22 protein-coding genes are annotated in these 20,275 nt (G+C 34.7%); 7 read left to right on the forward strand and 15 right to left on the reverse strand.

From position 1 onward, the window contains the following. Positions 1–372 precede the first annotated feature (372 nt). Both AB0A59_RS08655 and AB0A59_RS08660 read right to left on the reverse strand, forming a co-directional pair. Positions 373–813, reverse strand: a complete 441-nt coding sequence (locus AB0A59_RS08655; RefSeq protein ID WP_458742990.1) for a DUF308 domain-containing protein — start codon at positions 811–813, stop codon at positions 373–375. 388 nt (positions 814–1,201) lie between these two features. Continuing rightward, the gene (locus AB0A59_RS08660; RefSeq protein ID WP_458742992.1) at positions 1,202–1,570 is read right to left on the reverse strand and encodes a hypothetical protein; all 369 of its coding nucleotides are present in this window, start codon (positions 1,568–1,570) and stop codon (positions 1,202–1,204) included. A 213-nt stretch (positions 1,571–1,783) separates the two neighbouring features. Between AB0A59_RS08660 and AB0A59_RS08665 the strand changes: the two genes are divergently transcribed. The 3 genes from AB0A59_RS08665 (at position 1,784) to AB0A59_RS08675 (ending at position 5,173) form a co-directional block, all read left to right on the forward strand. Continuing rightward, entirely contained in the window at positions 1,784–2,374 is a 591-nt protein-coding gene (locus tag AB0A59_RS08665) for a DUF7482 domain-containing protein (protein ID WP_458742994.1), read from the forward strand. A 313-nt stretch (positions 2,375–2,687) separates the two neighbouring features. After that, positions 2,688–4,871 (forward strand): ABC transporter substrate-binding protein, encoded by a 2,184-nt coding sequence (locus AB0A59_RS08670; protein ID WP_458742995.1) that lies wholly within the window; start codon positions 2,688–2,690, stop codon positions 4,869–4,871. A 128-nt stretch (positions 4,872–4,999) separates the two neighbouring features. After that, entirely contained in the window at positions 5,000–5,173 is a 174-nt protein-coding gene (locus tag AB0A59_RS08675; protein ID WP_458742997.1) for a hypothetical protein, read from the forward strand. A gap of 872 nt (positions 5,174–6,045) precedes the next feature. On the opposite strand, the gene AB0A59_RS08680 is transcribed toward AB0A59_RS08675, so the two are convergent. Together AB0A59_RS08680 and mce are read right to left on the reverse strand one after the other, a co-directional pair. Next, the gene (locus AB0A59_RS08680; protein ID WP_458742999.1) at positions 6,046–6,372 is read right to left on the reverse strand and encodes a hypothetical protein; all 327 of its coding nucleotides are present in this window, start codon (positions 6,370–6,372) and stop codon (positions 6,046–6,048) included. A 122-nt stretch (positions 6,373–6,494) separates the two neighbouring features. Further along, on the reverse strand, positions 6,495–6,893 hold the full coding sequence (gene mce, locus AB0A59_RS08685; RefSeq protein WP_458743000.1) for a methylmalonyl-CoA epimerase: 399 nt from the start codon (positions 6,891–6,893) through the stop codon (positions 6,495–6,497). Positions 6,894–7,288: 395 nt separating this feature from the next. Between mce and AB0A59_RS08690 the strand changes: the two genes are divergently transcribed. Further along, positions 7,289–8,014 (forward strand): hypothetical protein, encoded by a 726-nt coding sequence (locus tag AB0A59_RS08690; RefSeq protein ID WP_458743002.1) that lies wholly within the window; start codon positions 7,289–7,291, stop codon positions 8,012–8,014. An 11-nt stretch (positions 8,015–8,025) separates the two neighbouring features. Here the strand turns inward: AB0A59_RS08690 and AB0A59_RS08695 are convergent, their stop codons facing one another. Beyond that, a complete protein-coding gene (locus AB0A59_RS08695) occupies positions 8,026–8,454 on the reverse strand; it encodes a pyridoxamine 5'-phosphate oxidase family protein (protein ID WP_458743004.1) in 429 nt (142 codons plus the stop codon). A gap of 161 nt (positions 8,455–8,615) precedes the next feature. Between AB0A59_RS08695 and AB0A59_RS08700 the strand changes: the two genes are divergently transcribed. Then, positions 8,616–8,828, forward strand: a complete 213-nt coding sequence (locus tag AB0A59_RS08700) for a hypothetical protein (RefSeq protein ID WP_458743006.1) — start codon at positions 8,616–8,618, stop codon at positions 8,826–8,828. 85 nt (positions 8,829–8,913) lie between these two features. Here the strand turns inward: AB0A59_RS08700 and AB0A59_RS08705 are convergent, their stop codons facing one another. From AB0A59_RS08705 to AB0A59_RS08750, 10 genes are all read right to left on the reverse strand, one after another. Next, a complete protein-coding gene (locus AB0A59_RS08705) occupies positions 8,914–9,054 on the reverse strand; it encodes a hypothetical protein (protein WP_458743008.1) in 141 nt (46 codons plus the stop codon). A 102-nt stretch (positions 9,055–9,156) separates the two neighbouring features. Next, positions 9,157–11,178: a V-type ATP synthase subunit I gene (locus AB0A59_RS08710; RefSeq protein ID WP_458743010.1), complete on the reverse strand. Its 2,022-nt coding sequence runs from the start codon at positions 11,176–11,178 to the stop codon at positions 9,157–9,159. A 15-nt stretch (positions 11,179–11,193) separates the two neighbouring features. After that, positions 11,194–11,529 carry a hypothetical protein gene (locus tag AB0A59_RS08715; RefSeq protein WP_458743012.1) on the reverse strand — a complete coding sequence of 112 codons (336 nt, stop codon included), beginning with the start codon at positions 11,527–11,529 and terminating at the stop codon, positions 11,194–11,196. Positions 11,530–11,680: 151 nt separating this feature from the next. Beyond that, positions 11,681–12,346 carry a V-type ATP synthase subunit D gene (locus AB0A59_RS08720; protein WP_458743014.1) on the reverse strand — a complete coding sequence of 222 codons (666 nt, stop codon included), beginning with the start codon at positions 12,344–12,346 and terminating at the stop codon, positions 11,681–11,683. A gap of 7 nt (positions 12,347–12,353) precedes the next feature. Next, a complete protein-coding gene (locus AB0A59_RS08725) occupies positions 12,354–13,763 on the reverse strand; it encodes a V-type ATP synthase subunit B (RefSeq protein WP_458743015.1) in 1,410 nt (469 codons plus the stop codon). Position 13,764: 1 nt separating this feature from the next. Then, positions 13,765–15,531, reverse strand: coding sequence for a V-type ATP synthase subunit A (locus AB0A59_RS08730; RefSeq protein ID WP_458743017.1), 1,767 nt, complete (start codon positions 15,529–15,531; stop codon positions 13,765–13,767). Between the two features lie 19 nt (positions 15,532–15,550). After that, positions 15,551–15,895, reverse strand: coding sequence for a V-type ATP synthase subunit F (locus AB0A59_RS08735; RefSeq protein ID WP_458743019.1), 345 nt, complete (start codon positions 15,893–15,895; stop codon positions 15,551–15,553). Positions 15,896–15,904: 9 nt separating this feature from the next. Continuing rightward, positions 15,905–16,972 (reverse strand): V-type ATPase subunit, encoded by a 1,068-nt coding sequence (locus tag AB0A59_RS08740; protein WP_458743021.1) that lies wholly within the window; start codon positions 16,970–16,972, stop codon positions 15,905–15,907. A 1-nt stretch (position 16,973) separates the two neighbouring features. After that, positions 16,974–17,537: a V-type ATP synthase subunit E gene (locus AB0A59_RS08745; protein ID WP_458743023.1), complete on the reverse strand. Its 564-nt coding sequence runs from the start codon at positions 17,535–17,537 to the stop codon at positions 16,974–16,976. Between the two features lie 15 nt (positions 17,538–17,552). Further along, a complete protein-coding gene (locus tag AB0A59_RS08750; RefSeq protein ID WP_458743024.1) occupies positions 17,553–17,675 on the reverse strand; it encodes a hypothetical protein in 123 nt (40 codons plus the stop codon). 846 nt (positions 17,676–18,521) lie between these two features. Between AB0A59_RS08750 and AB0A59_RS08755 the strand changes: the two genes are divergently transcribed. Continuing rightward, positions 18,522–19,376 (forward strand): methyltransferase domain-containing protein, encoded by an 855-nt coding sequence (locus AB0A59_RS08755; RefSeq protein ID WP_458743026.1) that lies wholly within the window; start codon positions 18,522–18,524, stop codon positions 19,374–19,376. A gap of 66 nt (positions 19,377–19,442) precedes the next feature. After that, entirely contained in the window at positions 19,443–20,066 is a 624-nt protein-coding gene (locus AB0A59_RS08760; RefSeq protein ID WP_458743027.1) for a hypothetical protein, read from the forward strand. The last annotated feature ends 209 nt before the right edge of the window (positions 20,067–20,275 follow it).

The raw sequence follows: 20,275 nt of genomic DNA on the forward strand, positions 1-20,275 counted from the left end.
ATTTTATTAATGTATAGTACATTCACATGCTCCTATGCAGGTATTATTTAAGAAATCGTTAGAATAAGGCATACTACGAAATTAAGAATATTTTTTCTAAAAAAGGTATTATAACTCCCAAGGCATAAGCAGACACATGGAAGACGAACCAAGCTATTTCTTTCACTTTACAAGTACTGATTAAAAGCGTAGACTCGGCATGTGCAATAATCTATAATTGGAGTAACCTGTGTATAAATTAATATTAACTAAATCTAAAAAAAATTCAGATGGATTTTGGTCTTCTTTGCTCTCCGGTTACTCCTGCTGAAATTATTTGTAAGCTTGTTATTAACAGGGCAATTCCAATCAATATGCCGGCTAAGACTAGACCTATTCCGGGATAAACAGTACTGCTAATGCAAAAACAATTGATAGTACTCCTACACCTATGCCAAAATTTTTCGACCACCCTCTGCTAGCCTTATCTCTGATCCCATGAATGATTCTAGAAATTCCATCCACAAGCAAAGCAATACCCAAAAGTAAAACTACGAATGTTCCTGCCTGGATAGGAAACGCAAGGACGATCAAAGATACTATTATAACAATTATTCCCAAGCCGATGCTTGCAAATCGGGATTTCCCTGAAAGCACTACCCCACTAACTATTTTTTCGATACCAGTAAATAATAACAACAAGCCAAGAAAGAGTACAACAGATATTGAGCCTATAAAAGGGTTAATCAGTACGATTATTGCCAAGATTAAGATAACAAGACCTAATCCTATCTGAGACATCTTAACCCAGTTAGGTGATTTTTCAATACCCACTATATTTACCCCCAAAAAATACCTTTAGGGCAGATCCAGGAACTGCATCGCAACTAAAAGATTTTTCTCTTTGAAATTCGTCTTCCCTAAATGGAAAGCGTTTCAGATTTATCACATTATTTAATTAGGCACGTCGTATTTAATTTTTTAAAAGCCGATCTCGATTGTCTGAGACAACAATTTCAAAACAATATGTATATCTAAGTTAGTCATCAAACAGCATTAGTCTTTATATCTTATACCAAAAGTGATTTCACAGTTCCTTTTTTCAAAAAAGTTTATCCGCACTATCAACTTATTCTATGTTCTCACGTTACCTCTTGTTAAAGCCATTTATTTAAGAAAATGAAAATGTAAATACCTTTGCAAGAATATCATTAGGATAAATTCATTTAATAGCTTGCTCAGGATGTTTTGAAAACTGCAAACGAATAATGATACCAAGCAAAATTATGAAACCAATTTGAAGAGCTTCGATAATCACTGCAGTCTCGCCAATTCGGCCACCTCTTCCAGTAATTGGATTATCAGGTATCCTAGTTATGACCCAGATCACTACAAAGGTGGCGGTCCCAACAATACCTATCAAGTCCCACATTTTACCCCATCTCCTAATAGTAGGAACAATCCAGAAGACCTGCGCCAAACCCCCTATCAGAAAAAGGATCGTAGAATTGGTGTTGTTTGAAGTCAACATGTATAGATGCAAGATTCCAGCTAACCCAGTGCAAAATGCCGCGGCTATGGACAGTACCATAATTAACTTCATACGTTCTTTATCAAAAAATCATAATAAGAATGTATGATACCCAAGATAAATTTAAAATCTATACATATCATAAATGGTAATAGGTAATCTAAAACAGATTTGATTAAGTTGCGATTGGCGAATCAGTGTAATTAAACTCAAAACAAACGTTATGATAATTATCAAGAAATTCTTTTATAGGACAACAAACACTAATTGACGATGAAAAAAAAAGCTGTTATATCTAATAACCCCTTTTTGGCCGTTGTAATTGCTACGAGTCTTCTGATTACTCTGTTATCATCTGGAGTAGCTCAGGGTCAAGATAGTAATTCAATCCAAAATGAATCCTTAAAATCAATTGGTAATGTAACAAATGGAAGTAATGATTCCACCTTCATTAGTATTCCTGTGGAAAAAGGCTTTGTGAATGGAAATATATCATATTTTATAAGTACTGATGCATCAGAAGAAATGATTGTTTCCTCAGTCACGAATACAACCGGATTTGATGTTAATTACGCACCAACTCTCAGCGATACTTCGCAAATTTCCCGTCAACAGGGTTTTGTATTTACAAATGGCGTAATAGGAAACGGTACTTTTGAACATCAATTGCCAGTGGCGACAGCAGCCTCTGGAGATGAGGGATATAGTCCTTTATTTGAAATAAATTATGTAAAATGGAATAATGATTCTCAACCAAGAATTTTAAAATCAGCAGCTGAAATAATTGAAGCACAGTCAAACGGAGAACTTTCTATACAAAAATCAAATATAGTAATCAATAGTCCCGCTGTGAAGATTCAATAATCATAATTTTTTTAACTATGAAGTGAAAATTTTTTTTCATTTCGGTTAAGAAAATAAAGTATTTGATCTATTTTCAGTCTAAAATAATCTTTTCTTTTCGCATAAATATTTGTCTTATAATAGATAATTTTTAAGATTACCTGAATAATTTCTTAGGGATTATTCTCACCTTATTAGAACGAATTAAAATCAGACTACAGAAAGGGTATAAAAATTTTTAGCATATTCAGTTTTGTTAATCTTAAGACGGCAATATGGAAATTCTTTTAAAAGTTTAATAGACCTTTCGAATATCCAAAGAAAAAGAGAATAATTGCAGCCTTTGTATTTTTTTCTGGCTTTGTTATTTGCAATAACAATTGCAAATCTTGCAATCATTCTTGCAGATTCAGACAGTAAGATAATTTATTCCAGCTGGATGTTGATTATTACTTCATCTATCGCTGCCGGATTATCCATACTAACGCTATTAAAGGATAGGTCGAAAATAAAAAAAGACAAGACGGCAATTCATCTTACAATAGGACTCATATTTTGGTGTATTGCAAATATGATTTGGGGATATTATGAGATAATCCTTGATATAGTATCACCAGTACCTTCACTTGCTGATTTATTCTTATTGTCTGCTTATGGATTTTTGATCTATAGGTTATTGGTGACTTACAAAAACCTAGAAGAAATAGAGAATAAGAAAATTATCTACATTGTGTCTATAGGAACCGGACTATTTCTTATTTATATACTGAATTTGATGCTTAGCCTGACGGTGATTCCTAATTTTAGGGGTTTTATGTTATTTGTAGTCACCATTGCATATCCCGTTTTGAATTCAATTCTGACTGTTTTGGCATTGACTATTATTCTCAATATTAAAAATGAAACGCATCTGTCTATTCCTTGGATATGCGAGCTAATAGGCCTGCTGGCCATAGTGATTGGAGACAGTTGGTTCGCTATAATAGTATTGACTGCATTTGTAGAACAGATTTGGATATCTGCTATTTTGCTCTCTGCTCACTATTTACTGATTGCCGGCGGCCTTGTATGGTATCTGCGTTTCCACTCTACTTGGGATCTAAGGATATCTAATAGTACAACAATAAGAAAAATTAAAGAAAAATTTTCAATTAGGGCATTCATTTTTTTCCTCATCCCTTCAGCCTCCATTGTTCTAATCATTTTGTTTATACCAATAAATTTTGCATCCTTAGCAAATCAGGCAGGGCTACCATGGCTATATCCAGAATATCATGAACCGCTCCCGTCCAATAATACTTACACAGAGTATATAATTGGAGCAATCGTTCCACAATCTGGATCATTGTCCTCTATAGGAAAACCGGTTCAGGCTTCATTGGAAAAGGCAGAGAAGGACATTAATAAATACTTTGATCACTATAACTCCTCCTCTAGGGCTAAGTTAATAGTGGCAGATTCAAAGACCAGTCCACAGGAATCTCTCGCAGCGATCAAGAAATTATACGCTTCAGGAGCGACAGTGATTGTGGGCCCGGCCACTAGCACTGCTGTTTCGGCGGTCCTTGATTTTGCAAACGAAAGAAATATTACACTATTAAGTTATGCGAGCACTTCGCCAAAGCTCTCCGTTGGCGGAGATAATCTTTTCAGATTGGTACCGGATGATAAGAGCCAAGGTAAAGTTATTGCTGAAAAAATGATAGATGATGGTATCAAAGTTATTGTTCCTTTCTGGAGAGGCGATATTTATGGTAACGAGTTGGCCAATGCTACCAAATATTACTTTGAAAAACTTGGCGGCAAGGTAGAGGAAGGGGTTAATTATGAACCACACACTGGAAAATTTGCGACTAGTTTGCATAGGATTAACTTTATCATGTGGAATCAAGAACTCAAAAAGATGAATACAATGGTATCCGACGCAATAACAAAATACGGTAAGGAATCCGTGGGGGTATACATCGTTTCTTATGATGAAATTACACCAATTTTGATTCAGGCACAATTATTTGATGATCTTGGAAAGGTAAGATGGTATGGAAGCGATAGTATAGCGGAGAACCACCATCTTACTAAAAATACAGAATCTGCAAGTTTCGCTGCTCATACACAATTCATAAATCCGTTATTTTCTGTTGGCAGTGATAGCCACTCAATAACTGAATCATCACATGACAATGAGATTGAATTGACAGAGGAGGGAAGCGAAGATGGAGAACACGATAGTTCTATGACTTATTCATCCGTTGCATATGACGCTTTATGGATTGCCGCAAAAAGCATGGACAAAAATTTTACTACCAATACGAAAGATGGAGATTTTAGCATAAAGGACTTTAATGAAATTTTAGTAGACACTGCAGAATCATTTAGCGGAGTAAGTGGTGAAATCAAGCTAAACAAGGCCGGTGATCGAATAAGCGAAAATTATGACTTTTGGCATGTTGCCAAAGATGATATGACTAATGAATTCAAATGGCAAGCGAATTTTCAAGATTATAATTCTGATCACTGAACTGATCACAAATAAATAAAATTGCAAAATGGCTTGATCAAGTACTAACAATACATTCCTTTATCTTGTAGTAATGCCACCTACCACAGCGATCTTATATATTTGAATCTTCTATACATTCAGCAGTTATGATGTCAAATATCATAAAATGCAAATGTGGCACTAGAGACATTATAAAACTAAAAAATAAAGAGACTGTAGAACATTTCATGCTTGGTAAGAGATGTCCTAGATGTGGAACAGTTGGCGGATGGAGACAATTATCTCAAGATGAGTATATGTGGGAAAAAGCCAAGGGTTAGAGTCAACGTTCTTTACAATAAATACATCAACTTCGGCAGAGAAATAGAGAGTTTATTTAAATGGGAATTTATCCGGAAGATGTTAATCTGGTTGCGAGAGTAAATTTTGAAAACATTTACATAATCTAGAAGCAGATGTTCATTTTTTATACGAGTGGTTCATTCGTATATGATCTTTTAGCTTGTCCATATCTGAGAATTTACCTCCACAGTTGGAGCAATCATATGAATAGTTATCTGAATGAAATAATAGTTGGTGATGCATTGAATTTTCAATTTTTCTAAATTTCCTTCCACAAATATCACAACGGTATTTCTTGAACAATGATAGAAAATCCATTAATATCTTTAAGCTTGTTCTTTTAATCCATAATATTTCTTTTACCATTATAGCAGTTGAGATATTGTATTAGCTAGCACTCTTTATCGTGCATCTGTAATCAAGGTATATGCAATGAATTAAATACTTTGGCGGGCTCCATCCCGTATTATCGAAAATTTATTGTTAGTATGATTTGCAGCCGAGAATCTAACCCGCAACGTAGTAATAACATTCTATTATAAAAAAGATGGTAGGCTTGGTGAGCCTAGTTAGTATTATTTAAAATTAAATCAGTTTTGATCCAAGGATAACAGTATATGCTCAATGGCCTGGCTTGAGTTCAGCATACCGTTCTTCTTAGCATATTCCTCTAATAGTTTTATTTGTTCAGGCGTAAAACAAATCGGCATAGAACGTCTTTCATTATCCATATATTTTTGTAATATTTAATCCGTTATTAAAATTTTATTGCGACAAGATAGATCAACGCCTCCTACTAACCAACCATCATCATCATAATTGTCGTCGTATCAAATAAGATTGCATCCTTCTATCTCTTTAAGATATTAATTACTAAAGACTCACCCACCTGAGGTTTACCATAAGTTTCGTAATTTCGTTTAGGCATGGTGATCGTAATGCTTGTTTGAGGGTAAGATTGAATTAAGGTCTGTGGTTGTGCTTTTAACATAGCCTCCATTATCGGCTGTAGTTGATCCTTCATTTCCTTATCTGGAATGGCCTTATTAATGGCTTCCAGCATCATTTGTTGCTGTGAAACCGGTTCAAGTTCGATGTCCTCTACTAATGTGAGAGTAACAGAAATGCCATTATCACTCAAATTTCTAATTTTATAAACATTCTCATGAATTTCCATCTGAATTTAATAAATCTTCTTTTTATTTAATCTTAATCATAGACTAATCGAAAAAAGACGGATTTGATAAGAAAAAAGTTAAGGTTAAAAAGATGCTATTTTGACCGTTATGGAAATCACATCTAGGCTGGTGGGGCCTGACAAAACTCTACAAGTACACCATTTAGTGATTTGGGATGGATGAAAGTAATCTTGCGTCCATATGATCCCGTTCTCAGTTCTCCTAAAAATTTCATACCATTCTCCTTAGCACGATTAACGTCACTTTCTATCCCATCAGCCGTAATCGCTATATGGTGGATGCCTTCACCTCTCTCCTTTAAGAATTTGCTAATTGGACTAGTATCTTCTAAAGGCTCAATTAATTCTAACCTAGTGTCCTCCAAATTCAACATTACTACCTTTACTTTTTCATTTGGGACTTCCTCGACATCGATTTTATCAATTTTCAAGATTTTTTTGTAATTGTCAAGGGCTTTATTTGCATCATTCACAGCTATTGCTATGTGGTCCACTCGCATATTTGGATATAATAAAAAAAGTAGTATATATTATAACCAATATTTTTGGAAGGTAATTATAATAGCGAGTCAAATTTTTTAACACTAAAATAAGGATCTGATTATTTAAATTATCCTTATGAATCCTCAAATCGAACCCAAATAACATTGGAGCAAGAAATCTAGTTAGAATCTTAAATAAATCACGCTTGTCCATTTGCTCCATTCTATTTGGTATGTACTCGATGTTGTTATCACACTTCAGACGGAAAACTTTATTGTTATTTAATCTATCGAAATCAATCTCCACTTAGACAGGCTAGTCAAGATTCAGATATTATTGATAGTAAATAGATGCCATAATCCACCATTTTGAGAAAAAACAAATTTATCTAATAATTAATAGAACCTAGTATATGAAAAGAAGAGCAATCAATATTCTAGTCTTTACATTATTTGCTTCTATTCTTATGACTTTTTCTCTGAGCCAAACTGGTCAGTCCTCAGTAAACGTATCAAAACCTTTTTTAGCAAATTCGACGATTCTTCCGGGATATATCAATTGTCTGATAGACTATACAACAAAGCAATGCAGCGAGTGTCCGCCTAACTGTATTACATTTAAGACTAATAACTTCATCATAGATAACAAGGATTTATCTTCTAATTTAGACAAGATATATGAAAAATCCTTAAGACAAATATCAATTATCAAATCTGCTGATATAAGTACTAATTATACAAAAACAGCAATAATTTATTTGCAAAGTCTATTATTAAAAAATAATATCAAACCTCTTGAACTAACCCTAATAAGTGACGTATTTAATGATATTAACCAGACAAATTCGACTACAGAATTAGGAAAATCTCTTCATGCTAAAATGGATGAGTTAGAAACAAAAAAAGATTCTAGCCCGATCGCTGTTTCTATTATGAATATAACTACAAAGAGTATTGATTTACTTATTAATTCAGATAGCATCATCCATAGAATTCAAGAATATCCCGATCTTCCATACGACATGACCGAGCAAAAACAATGGATTACCGGTATACTTTCAAGTACAATTGTAGGATGTGAAATTTCAGGTGTTCTGGGTTGCCTAATGGCATCTATAGTATCTTCAGGAATAGTCTAGGCAATATTAATTCATAAGTATGTAGATAAGGGTATTGAAACATAGAAGATTTTGTTTGGCCTGATCTTTAATATTACTCTTTTTTCTTCTGGTTTCTCTATTGGATATTTGTCTAGATTCAAATATTTTTTTGATAGTTTATTGAAATGATGGTTACTCCAATCGCGGGTCTTTTCGACCACGTTTCCCATAATAGTTACAGTCTCATAAGGGTTTGACATGCTAAATAAGGATACACCTACTTTATCATTAATGGTAGTATATCTTTCCTTTGCCCGTCCCAAGGCAGTGTTTACTAATAAATCATGATTTTTATCATAATCAATCCATACGGGAGTGACTTGCGGAAAGCCACTAGGCATTACGATGCCAAGAGTAGCAAAATTTTTTCCATCTAAAAGGTCTATTATTTGAGGACTAAACACAAGATTCAGTATCAATCTTTAAATATAATCCTTGCAATCAACTAAATTCTAACACAATATTATATTCTCTCTTAAGTATAGTAATATGGCAGATTTAATATGACTAAAAAACGTCCCTGAGAGATTTATCGCTTTATAAGAATATTTAATAATTCTCAGTTCTATATATAATATAATTGGGGATTATTATAACTCTAATTCTAATAGTAATAGTAGCACTCGTAATTTTGGGGATAGGATGGACAAATTTCTTTTCTGCTTTGATGAAAGGCGCAGATAAGGTAAAAGAAATTCCAGTGGTCAGAAACATAACTGATACCGCCCAAGTTGAGTTGAATAAAATACTAAATAATGTATCAAACAATGTGGTAAATAATATTGGAAATTAAGTCCGGTCTAAATCTTAAATTAGAATAGGCCATTTTACAAAATCAATATTTTTTTATAATCTTAATAATTAACCAAAAAAAATAATTAATGGCTATGGCCACAACCACAACCAGAATGTCCACTAGCACTATTACCTCCTTGTTGTTGTTGTTGCTCGACACAAGTAGGACATTTAGTTTGTTGAGTTTCTGACATAAACATAGTTCCACATGTGGAACATTTCATTTTTTGAATTCCTTCCATGATAAAAAGCGGTTTTCAAACTAATTAATAGTTATCTATGAGGAATTAACACTAATATCTTAATAAAAAATTAGTGATAAGGAATTATTTTTGCGTTTGGGTAGGATACTGATTATGTGTATATCTCCGCCGGAATCCAAAAGGTTTGAACGGTCTTCCATTACCGTGGTAGAATTTAGAGAAAAATTCTACGTAGAGCAGCCTCGCACCCTGAATTCCAGGTTCAAAAACACCTAAAATGATATTGAACAAATGCCCTACAATGAGGATTATAAATCCTACAAGTGCAAATATTATCCCGTTATCCAGGACCCTGAGGAATACATGATCAATCACGTCCGCCAATATAATAGAAGCCATCATTATGCCAACAAGCCTAGTAAAAGAAAGTATATGACTTATAATTGAAGGTAATTCCATCATGGCTCTTGTTCCTTCACCATAAAACATTAATGCTATTCCTCCAAATATCAGTGTAAAATATAGAGCGCCCTGTACGCTGGCCATAGGATTAATATTTTCCTGGCCTATCAATCCTAAGCCAATAAATACCACGCCCCATCCAAACATCAACCAGCCGATTTTTCCAATAGCATGTCTCTTATTGCCGTGATTATAGTCATTTATTATACCAAGGATAAATCCGAATGATACCATTCCTAATCCTACATATCCACTTATCAACAATAATTTACGTAAACCGAACGTTGACAACGGATCGAATATGGTACCATCTTCTGGCAAGTGAAGACCACCAATACTATTCAAGAATGCAAAAATGTATTCATTCAGATGGAATCCGAAATAAAGATTAAAGCAGAATCCTAGGACAATTGCTACTATACAGCCTGGTGTAATTGCCTTTGCAATTTTGACCATTTGAACAGGCTGTAATATGGTCTTACCAAAATTTCTAAGGAACTTTGGCATAATAGTAAAGCCCTTATGTCCACCCTCAACACGCCAAATTACCCATCGTGAAACTAGTAAAATTACAATTGCATAACCTACATCAGCAAACATCATGCCGTAAAATACTGGAAATACAAGTGCAAATACAAGTGTGGGATCAAATTCATTGCCTGATGGTAAAGAGTAAAATCGGATGAACGACTCATATACTCGCAGACGCTTTGGAGTTTTCTGTAATGTAGGAGGCACTTCATTTGTACTTAAAATAAACATCAGAGTTCCCTTACTATGCATTTCAAGTGCAGCTTTTGTATTTTCAATCATAGATTTGGGAATCCAACCTTCAAGTGTAAAAGTGTCACGGGTGACGCCAAGATTGTCGATTACTTCCAGTTTCTTATTCTCAATATCAAGTTGTTCCTCCAACCCTTTTAACAAAGAATAATTTGCCTGAGAAAATGCCAATAATTGACTGTTGATATTTTCTAATTTCTTTTCGAGCTCTTCAAGCTTATGTTTTAATTTGTCTATAACATCTTTTGGTTTACCTTTTAAAGGTGGAACAGCCTCCATGTGAACATTATAAAGATTAATAATGGAAGCCAATGCATTTGAAGGATAATGTGGTAAAACAACTAAAACAAATTCAGTAACCTTTTCACCCTCTTTTGAATACAGTATTATATCTTGGTTGTTGGATTCAAGTTTTTTCTTGAATTCAGAATATTTTTCACTAGCAATGCGACCAAAGAAAGAACGTGCAGATTTAAGTTGCAATATATCCAGGTCTTCTGGGAAAAAGGAAAAATCCCCAATCAGTTTGATATTATTCTGCGTATTTCTTATTTCAGTGAGTATATTTTCTCTTTCTCTTTCTAGTGAAGCCACATTTTTATCAATATCTAAACGTAATAACGTGTTATTCATTTCCTCTATGGATGAAAATGTGATTTTTTCCCCCAAAGGAGTTGGAGGAAGGGTGGTAAGCAAACCTCTTATTCGGATTAGTTGATCAGCAATATGTCTGTGAGATTCGCTTTCCTTCTCGGTACTCAAGTAAGATGAGATTTCTTTAGAAATTTGCTCAATCTGAATAACGCTCATCTCTTGCAAAATTGAAATAATCTGCTGTCTATATTTTTTTAATCCTAAAACAGCAATCTTAGACATAGGTTCAGGTCTTAATAACGTCAAGACAAAGACCTCCTTTTATTTAATTCCTGAAATCAAAATTTCCAATATTTCTTTCATCATTGTCTGGTCGAACTGAAATGTAATGCTCTTTGCTTTGTTTTCAGCCTCAGAAATTATTTTCTGTGCTTCTTCATTTGCTTTCATTCTGGATTTCTCTATATTAGTTTCAACTAGTAACCTTCCTTCGCTTGCAGCGTTTGCGATCGAACTTTCTGAATCGGCCTCGAGGGCTTTAATCTGACTTTGAACCTCTGCTTTGCGATCGTCAATTTCCTTTTGAACTTTATCCTCAATCTGTTTAATTTGTACTAATGACTGGATATATTGTTCCTGATCTTGAATATTAGACATTCTTTAGTTTACTCCAAATAAATATCGTACAATAAATATCAACAAAATAACTGTTGCAATAACGTTTCCAATTTTGATAACTCTTGTAATTCGATAAAATTTTCTTTGTTTGTCATTTGAAAAACCTCTATAATCATTACCTTTCATATCTTTATACATGTAGCTCTGGTTCAACCTCTCTTAATTCTTGTATCTCTCTTTCACCCATCTTTCTTTTTACTGTTTTTAACATTATAAATGTGTCACGCTCTATTTCGTCCAATCTGAATGTAATAAATTTAACAGCATCCATTAGTTTTGGAATAAAAACGTTCTCTATTGCATTTGATTTCCGTTTCGTTCTCTCAATTTCATAAAGGAGTTTCCTTAACGCAGTTTCTTTCTCAGCTACATCTAGGACGATCTTATGAATTCTATTGAAGGAGCTAATTGCTTCATTGATTGAAGTGGGTAGTTCTAACAAATATTCCTCATATACCTTATTTTTACCCCCTTCAAGCCTTGGGATATGCACACCCATTATGCTTTTTGATTTAACATTTAGTTTGCCCATCATTGGCAATTTCATTGATTCATTCTCTAATCTCATAGACCCAGCTAAGATTTCCGCCATCCTGATTGATTCGTATCCCTTAATTAGTTCAGTCTGTAAATTTTCTCTTAAAGCTGCAGCGGTTTTACTTGTATTAAAAAATTCAAGAATAAGCGCTTGACGTTTTAATTTTAACAATTTTAGGCCCTTTTTTGCTATAAGGATTCTACGCTTTGTACGTATATACTCCAATCTTGTAGGCCTAATATCAGAAGTAGAGGGCATTTTTTCTCTATCGTTCCTCTTTTTCAGTATCTTCTTGAGCTATTGATTTTTTTCTATATTTTGCAATAAATTCTGGTTTAATACGTTTCATCTCAGATTCAGGGAGATCAGCCAATAGTTCCCAACCAATAGAAAGAGTTTGTTCGATGGACCTGTTCTCATCAATACCTTGATTTACAAATTTTCTCTCAAAATTATTTGCAATTGTCAGAAACTTTCTGTCTATCTCACTTAATGCTTCCTCTCCTACAATTGCAGAGAGAGCACGAGCGTCCTTGCCTTGGGCATATGCTGCGTATAACTGATCGGCCAAATTCCTGTGATCCTCTCGTGTTCTTCCGCTTCCTATTCCCTGATTCATCAATCTTGATAAACTAGTAAGGACATCTACGGGAGGTTGTATGTTTAGCCTATGCAATTCTCTGCTCATGACAATCTGACCTTCCGTAATATATCCCGTCAAATCAGGTATTGGATGCGTGATATCATCAGCGGGCATAGCCAAGATTGGAATTTGGGTTACTGAGCCCTTTCTACCTTTTATTTTTCCGGCCCTTTCATAAATTGAAGCAAGATCGGTATACATATAACCAGGATAACCCCGTCGACCAGGCACTTCTTCCCGAGCCGCAGAAATTTCTCTTAACGCTTCGCAATAATTAGTCATATCAGTCAAAATTACAAGAACATGCATTTCCCTTTCATAAGCTAAGAATTCGGCTGTAGTCAACGCTAGCCGAGGTGTAAGGATACGCTCCATGGATGGATCGGAAGATAAGTTTAGGAATAACACACTTCTCCCCAAGGCGCCACTTTCCTCAAATTGCTTTATAAAGAAATTTGACTCCTCGCTTGTGATGCCTATTGCACCAAATACAACAGAGAAGGACTCTGAAGAACCGAGAACTTTAGCTTGTCTGGCTATTTGAGAGGCTAGCAGGTTATGAGGCAAGCCAGCACCTGAAAAAATTGGAAGCTTTTGACCCCTTACAAGAGTATTCATACCGTCTATATTAGACATGCCGGTTTGGATGAATTCAGATGGTTCTTCCCTAGAATAAGGATTAATTCCTGAACCTACAAGATCGTATCTCTCCTTAGAAATAATTTTTGGGCCGTTATCCCGAGGGTTTCCTAACCCATCAAAGGTCCTTCCCAACATTTCATCAGAAACTGAAATCATTGCGGTCTCACCTGTGAACCGAGTAGAAGTATTATCAGTTCCCAGTCCATATGTTTGCCCAAAGACTTGGACAACTGCTAATCCTTCCCTTGTATCCAAAACCTGTCCCAAACGCCTCTCTCCGTTGGCTAATTTTATCTCAACCATTTCACCATAAGCAGCATCTTTGACTCCTTCGATAAATATTAGAGGACCAGCTATCTTTGCTAGATTCTTATAAGCTATTTTAGACATTTTAATGCGAAACCTCCATCAACAATTCTTCAAACTGTTTTTTCATATTTGTTCTAATTTCCTCGACTTTAGGTTCAACCTCGTCCTCCTTGGTCCATTTTATCATAGACAAGTCTTTTCTTGTCCCGATAGTGCTTATTTTCATGGAGGTTACGCCTTTCTTAATTGCATCTGCCTCTGATCGGCCAAATTCTAATATTGTTGCCAGCATCAAGAATTGCTTTTTTATTGAGGTGTATGTGTCGACCTCATCGTATGCACTTTGTTGTAAATAATCTTCTCTAATGGAACGCGCTGTATCTAAAATTCCTTTTTCAGGTTCAGGAAGCGCATCATATCCTATTAGTTGAACAATTTCTTGTAACTCGGATTCCCTCTGTAAAATCCCTAGAGCCTCCTTCCTCAATGCAGTCCATTCTGGCGAAATATTCTTCTTATACCACTCATCCATATCGTCGGCATACAAAGAGTAACTGGTTAACCAATTAATTGATGGAAAGTGTCTTCTTGATGCCAAATTAGCGTCTAATCCCCAGAATACACGTGTGACTCTCAATGTATTTTGGGAAACCGGTTCCGAAAAATCTCCTCCCGGTGGTGAAACAGCTCCGACTAATGTCAGTGAGCCTATTCTTTTCTCTGGTGATATGACAATTGCTTTTCCACCCCTCTCATAAAATTCAGCTAAACGTCTACCTAAATATGCAGGATACCCTTCTTCTCCTGGCATTTCTTCTAGTCTGCCAGAAATCTCTCTTAGTGCTTCAGCCCATCTGGAAGTACTGTCGGCCATTAATGCAACATCGTAACCCATATCCCGATAATATTCACCCATGGTTATACCTGTGTAAATGCTTGCTTCACGTGCCGCTACAGGCATATTAGAAGTATTGGCTACCAGAATAGTTCTTTCCATTAGAGGCCTTTTTGATTTTGGGTCTTCCAATTCAGGAAAGGTAGTAAGTATCTCAGTCATCTCATTGCCTCGCTCTCCACATCCGATGTAAACAATGACACTGCTGTCTGCCCATTTTGCAAGTTGCTGCTGGGTGACTGTTTTTCCACTACCGAATGGACCAGGTATAGCAGCAGTCCCTCCTTTTGCAACAGGAAAGAAGGTATCTAATACCCGTTGTCCTGTGAGTAATGGCGATTCGGGTGGCAACTTTCTAAAGACTGGTCTTGGGGTTCTAACCATCCACCAGCTAGACAATCCCACAGGTGATTTCCCGCTTGTTGTTTTTATTTCAGCTACGTTCTCATTTACAGTATATCTACCTTCACTGATTTCAGATAATTTGCCATTAATTCCAAAAGGGACCATTATTTTATGATTAATGAGCGGAGTTTCTTGAACTTCGCCTAATATTTCACCTTCCTGAACTTCATCATTTTTATTTTTTGTTGGAATGAATTCCCATTTTGTTTGTTGATCTAGGGCTGGAATCGTGACTCCTCTTCCTATAAAATCCCCACTCTTTTCTCTTAGAACATCTAAAGGACGCTGAATTCCATCATAAATAGATTTTAATAATCCCGGTCCTAATTGCATGGACAAAGGTCTTTTAGTATTAATTATTTTTTCACCTGGTCTTAATCCTGTGGTGTCTTCATAAACCTGGATAGTGGCCTTATTTCCTTCCAACCGAATGATCTCTCCTAATAATCCTAAATCTCCAATACGTACAACATGATACATCTCTGCATCCTCTACATCAGTAGCCATAACTACTGATCCTGAAATACGTGATACTATTGAATTTGCCATATTTCCCTACCTTTCACTCTTATTGTCCCGTTTTAATACTTATCCCAAGCACTCGTTTTGCCAAAGCGGCAATAGACTCCTCATGAATAGTGCCGTGCAATGCAGGCATAAAAATAACCAGTGGATCAATGGATGATTCAATTTTTGATCTTGTTAATTGAGAAAGAGAATCTTGTACGAATTGACTTGCTATTATAAGATTATATTTATGAGATGTGAAAAGACTTTCCATTTTTTTTACTGCTTCATTTTTGTCTGTAACGGTGAAAGTATCTTCTACGCCCAATAATCGATACCCCATAACTATTTCTCTTTCGCCAATTACTGCAATAGATTTAACATTTTCTTTTTTCTTACTTGACATCCTGGCATTCTACTCCAAAACCAACAAAGAGTTAATACGCTCTGGGGTTAAATTATATCTCTTACCGTATGCAATCCTTTTAATATTGTCCCATTCGAACTCAGCAGTAATAATAAAGTAAAAAATTGTACCAATCGACAAGGCAATATTCTTTAGTTTTCTTACATAATGATTGTTTATGTATTTATCCATAGCAACTTCAAAATCTATGAGGTTATGTGTTTTTAAATAATTATTCAATAGGTCATCAAATTTTATGTGTTCATTAATCCTGTTCACAAAGTCTTCAATGCTGTTTGATGAAAAAATTTCTATTAATTTTTCAATCGGAACTTTGCCCTCCTCGATAAGATGCTTCTTGACGGTATCCCTGTCAAGATTGGAGTCTTTTCCCTTTAGCAGGGTTAAAATATTCTTTTTATCAATTTGAGTACGAAACAGATCTCTTGCTATTCCTTCGTCACCTTGGAAAAACCTTATACTTTCTAACAGATTAATGTAATAAAAAGATAAGAGTTCAGTCATCATGGGACTTATATCAGATGTCTTTTGGTATGTATCGAGATTCTGTATCAAAATAGTTCCATACTTGTACTTTACTAATTGATTAACAACGCCTTCTACAGTAGGCTGTGATAATATTATTTTCATCTCGTCATGAGGAATGTTGCCTGCAGTGATTCCAGCGGGAAAATTCCGACTAGATACCAAGAATGGTTCTGTTTCTGTAATAGTCCTTCCTATGACCTTAGATGAAAGAATCAACTCAATATTATGTATATCCCATTTAGAGAAGTAAGCTCGGATTGCTTGCTTCCCACTAAAAGGAGTAGCCTCGAGGGCAATCTTATTGACTTCTACTAAATGTCGATTAATAGCAACCTCTAACAATTCAGGTGGGGAGTAAAGTGCAGCAGCCCGGTCAATTTCAGGTCCATACCATGTTGATTCCAACATTCTTGCGACTTCTCCAACGTCCTCAGCTTTAACAAGATTTTGAATAGCCTCGTGCGAAAGAAAATTAGTAGATATCGCCTGCAATCGTCCGAATGCAGAAGAATACGGGGATGTGGTCATTTTATTTAATCATTTTTTCATAGAGGAAGTTCTTAATTTCGTCTTCTTGATTTTCCAACAACTCCTCAAAAGTAAGATCTATTTCTTTGGTCTGTGATTTATCTACTGCTATAATTCCGCCCATAGTAGAAATACTCGATCCTACGATGACCTTCATATCCTTAATGTAAGGAATATCAGACTCTCTACATTTTATTATAATGTCGTCACCCAGGTGTCTTTTTGCATAGTGAATCATCTTTTCCAAGGTCTTTTTGTAATCAGCCTTTTTAGTATAATTCTTTAGTTCATGTTTTATAGCATCTACTGAAGTGCTCATATTCTTATTTATTGCATCAAACAGAATTTTCTTTGCTTCCAGTCGTGCACTTTCAGTTATTCTCGCATACTCTCTCTGAGCTTTGTTCTCGGCTTCATTTTCAGATTTTTCCTCTATTTCTCTCACTTTTTCGTTTTTTATTTGGGAAATTCTATTTTTTTTATCATCCAATAGAGAATTAAGGATAGCTAACTCTTTCTTTTTTCTATCCTGAATCTCTTGTTCAAATGTATTGAGGGCCGACATTTGATTTATCTTATGTTAAAGTATTCCCAGCAATAGGATAATACCAAGGACGAAACCAATGATCCATAGAGTTTCAGGAATGACAAAGAAGAATAAAACTTGACCAAATTTCTCGGGTTTTTCTGCAATTATACCCATACCAGCTGCGCCTATTCCTTGTTGAGCATTTCCAGTACCCGATCAACCCTCCTGCTATAGCAATTGCAGCGGCAACAGCTAATAGTGATTTATTTAAACCCCCATCTCCCGTCGCATTTTCTTGGGCAAAAGCTTGAGGTGTCAAGAGCGTAAAAGCCAACAATGCAGCGCCTGCTATTACAGGTATCATAAACAACTTTGAATAACGAGATTGTTTCATTAATAATTAAAGACCTGCAGTGGCATATTAATAGGTTTTTTTAAGATAACCTCATCTATTTGAATTCTTTAAAATTCTATATTTATACTTAAATGATCTTAGAATTTATGTATTTTATGGTTCTAATATTTAGACTTAACTAGAGTGAAAATCATAATTTTGACTTTGAGAAAGGTGAGAAAAGGTAAAAATTTTACTCAGCGATCTCAATATACTGTTGTTACTAATGTTAGGGATTGGATGAAAATGGCAATCAAAGCAAAGCGCTGACTTGCAGTGGATTATAGAATTAATACATTATCTATTGTTATGAATATTTTCATATTTCAAAAGACATAAATTAAAAGTTTCTAAAATTAAACTTTTACAATAAAACCTACTATCACAAGTATGACAAAATTTCTCAGATTTTCTGTTTAAATGAGAGCCAGTTTGGACAATCCAATTTTGTGGTATCTAAATAATCTCAATTTTTATTACTGGGCAAATAAGTACTAAATGGAATGACACGAATAGAATAATCTTTTATAAAATAACTTAGTTTGATTATTTATAGAAAGATATTGTTAAGAAGTATCCTCGGACTTATCATTCTCTCATTTATTAGAAGGAATGAACGCGATGTTGTGAATGTATACGATACATTCTCAAATTTGATGAGAATTACTACTGGAGGCAAATTACTAAATTTTGGATACTGGACAAAGGATATTACCAACCCGCTACAAGCTCAGATTCAACTTACTAAACTATTCGGAATATACGGTTCCTTTGATACTGCTCAAACAATATTAGATGTAGGAAGTGGTTTTTCCATTCCTGCATTACAATGGATTCATAGATATTCTAATCTCAAAATATATTGCCTCAACATTAGTCTTAACCAACTAAAGACTGCAAATGCCGACATAAATAGAAATCAATCTTTTGAAGATGTCAATAGTCGTACGAATTCGAATTCATATATTAGTAATAGAATATTTCACATTAATTCAACTTCAACATCAATGCCATTTAGAAACGAGAGTATGGAAAGGATAGCAGCATTTGAATCAGCTCAACATTTTAAGCCGATGGCTCAATTTATACATGAATCAAAACGGATCTTAAAGAATTCAGGACAGCTTGTAATGGCTATGCCAGTTATATCCTATGATTCGAATCTAGACCCTTTTTCCAAAAGTTATAATCTTGGAATACTTGCAGTAACGTGGGCCTCTGAACACTATAACGTTAGAATGTTAAAATCATTGTTGCTAAGGAATGGCTTTGAGTTATCAAATATAGAGTATATCGGGGAGAAAATCTATGGACCGTTGGCCGAATTTTACATTCAGAATCGCGATAAATTGAGGATTGAAATAACTAAAGAGTATCCCAAGTTTCTTGAGCTAATTCTTTACAAATCTATGATAAAGATGAAGTTGGCATCTGATAGAAATTTTATTGATTATGTTTTAATACGGGCTATTAAGAGATAAGCAATTTTGATTTCAAAGTTGATGTTAAAATGATTATTTAAATAATGTATATTTTTATTTTAAACTATGTCTACATCGGCACAAAATGAGTCATCAAAGGATTTTGTACAGCTCCCCAAAAGTAAAGATGAGCAAGAGCAATTAGCGAATACAAAACAATCCAAATTTGCAGAGTTAATTGGGTGGCTCCAGAGTTGGGGATATGGAGTAGTAGACAACTCCAAATATGTTAGAATAGCCGGTATTGAATTTCAAGCCGAGATAACACCACAAATTCCGTATTCCTCAGGGTTAAGCACTCCCTTTTATCTAGAATTTCAGGACGACTTGAGAGATGGATTCATACTAAGAACAACATTTGAACTTGACAAGAATATAGAGATCCATTTAAACACTCAAACCAGGGCAAGAGAAATTGAATTAACCTATATTGAAATAAACCAATTAGTTCTTCCTCTTAAAGTTTCCATTTTAAGGAATCATCCTTTTATCAAACTATACAAAGTAGTTTTTACAGATGGGCTAAATAAACAATATTTTTTGGAATGTGTTACTGATTTAATAAATTCGATGTCATTGATCATTGGCAAGTGGGATGAAAAGTACTACAGCATTCCCCATAAGGAGACCAAAGGAAAAACGGAAAAAAAAACTGATGACCTAGAATTAGAGGAAATACTAAATGGTTGATAGGTTAACATACATAGTCACAAGCCATCTATATAATTTTAAATTTGGAAATTTTGATATATTGAATAGGATTTTAATAATAGGATTTTATTAAAAGTTCTGTCATTTAAAGGAAATCATTACTTTTCCGTAAAACCAAGGCATTATACAGTTATTATCCGGTTTTCCATTGAACCTAACTCAAATGTCGGATTTTCATATCTTCCATA

The organism is Candidatus Nitrosocosmicus sp. T, from assembly GCF_054408485.1.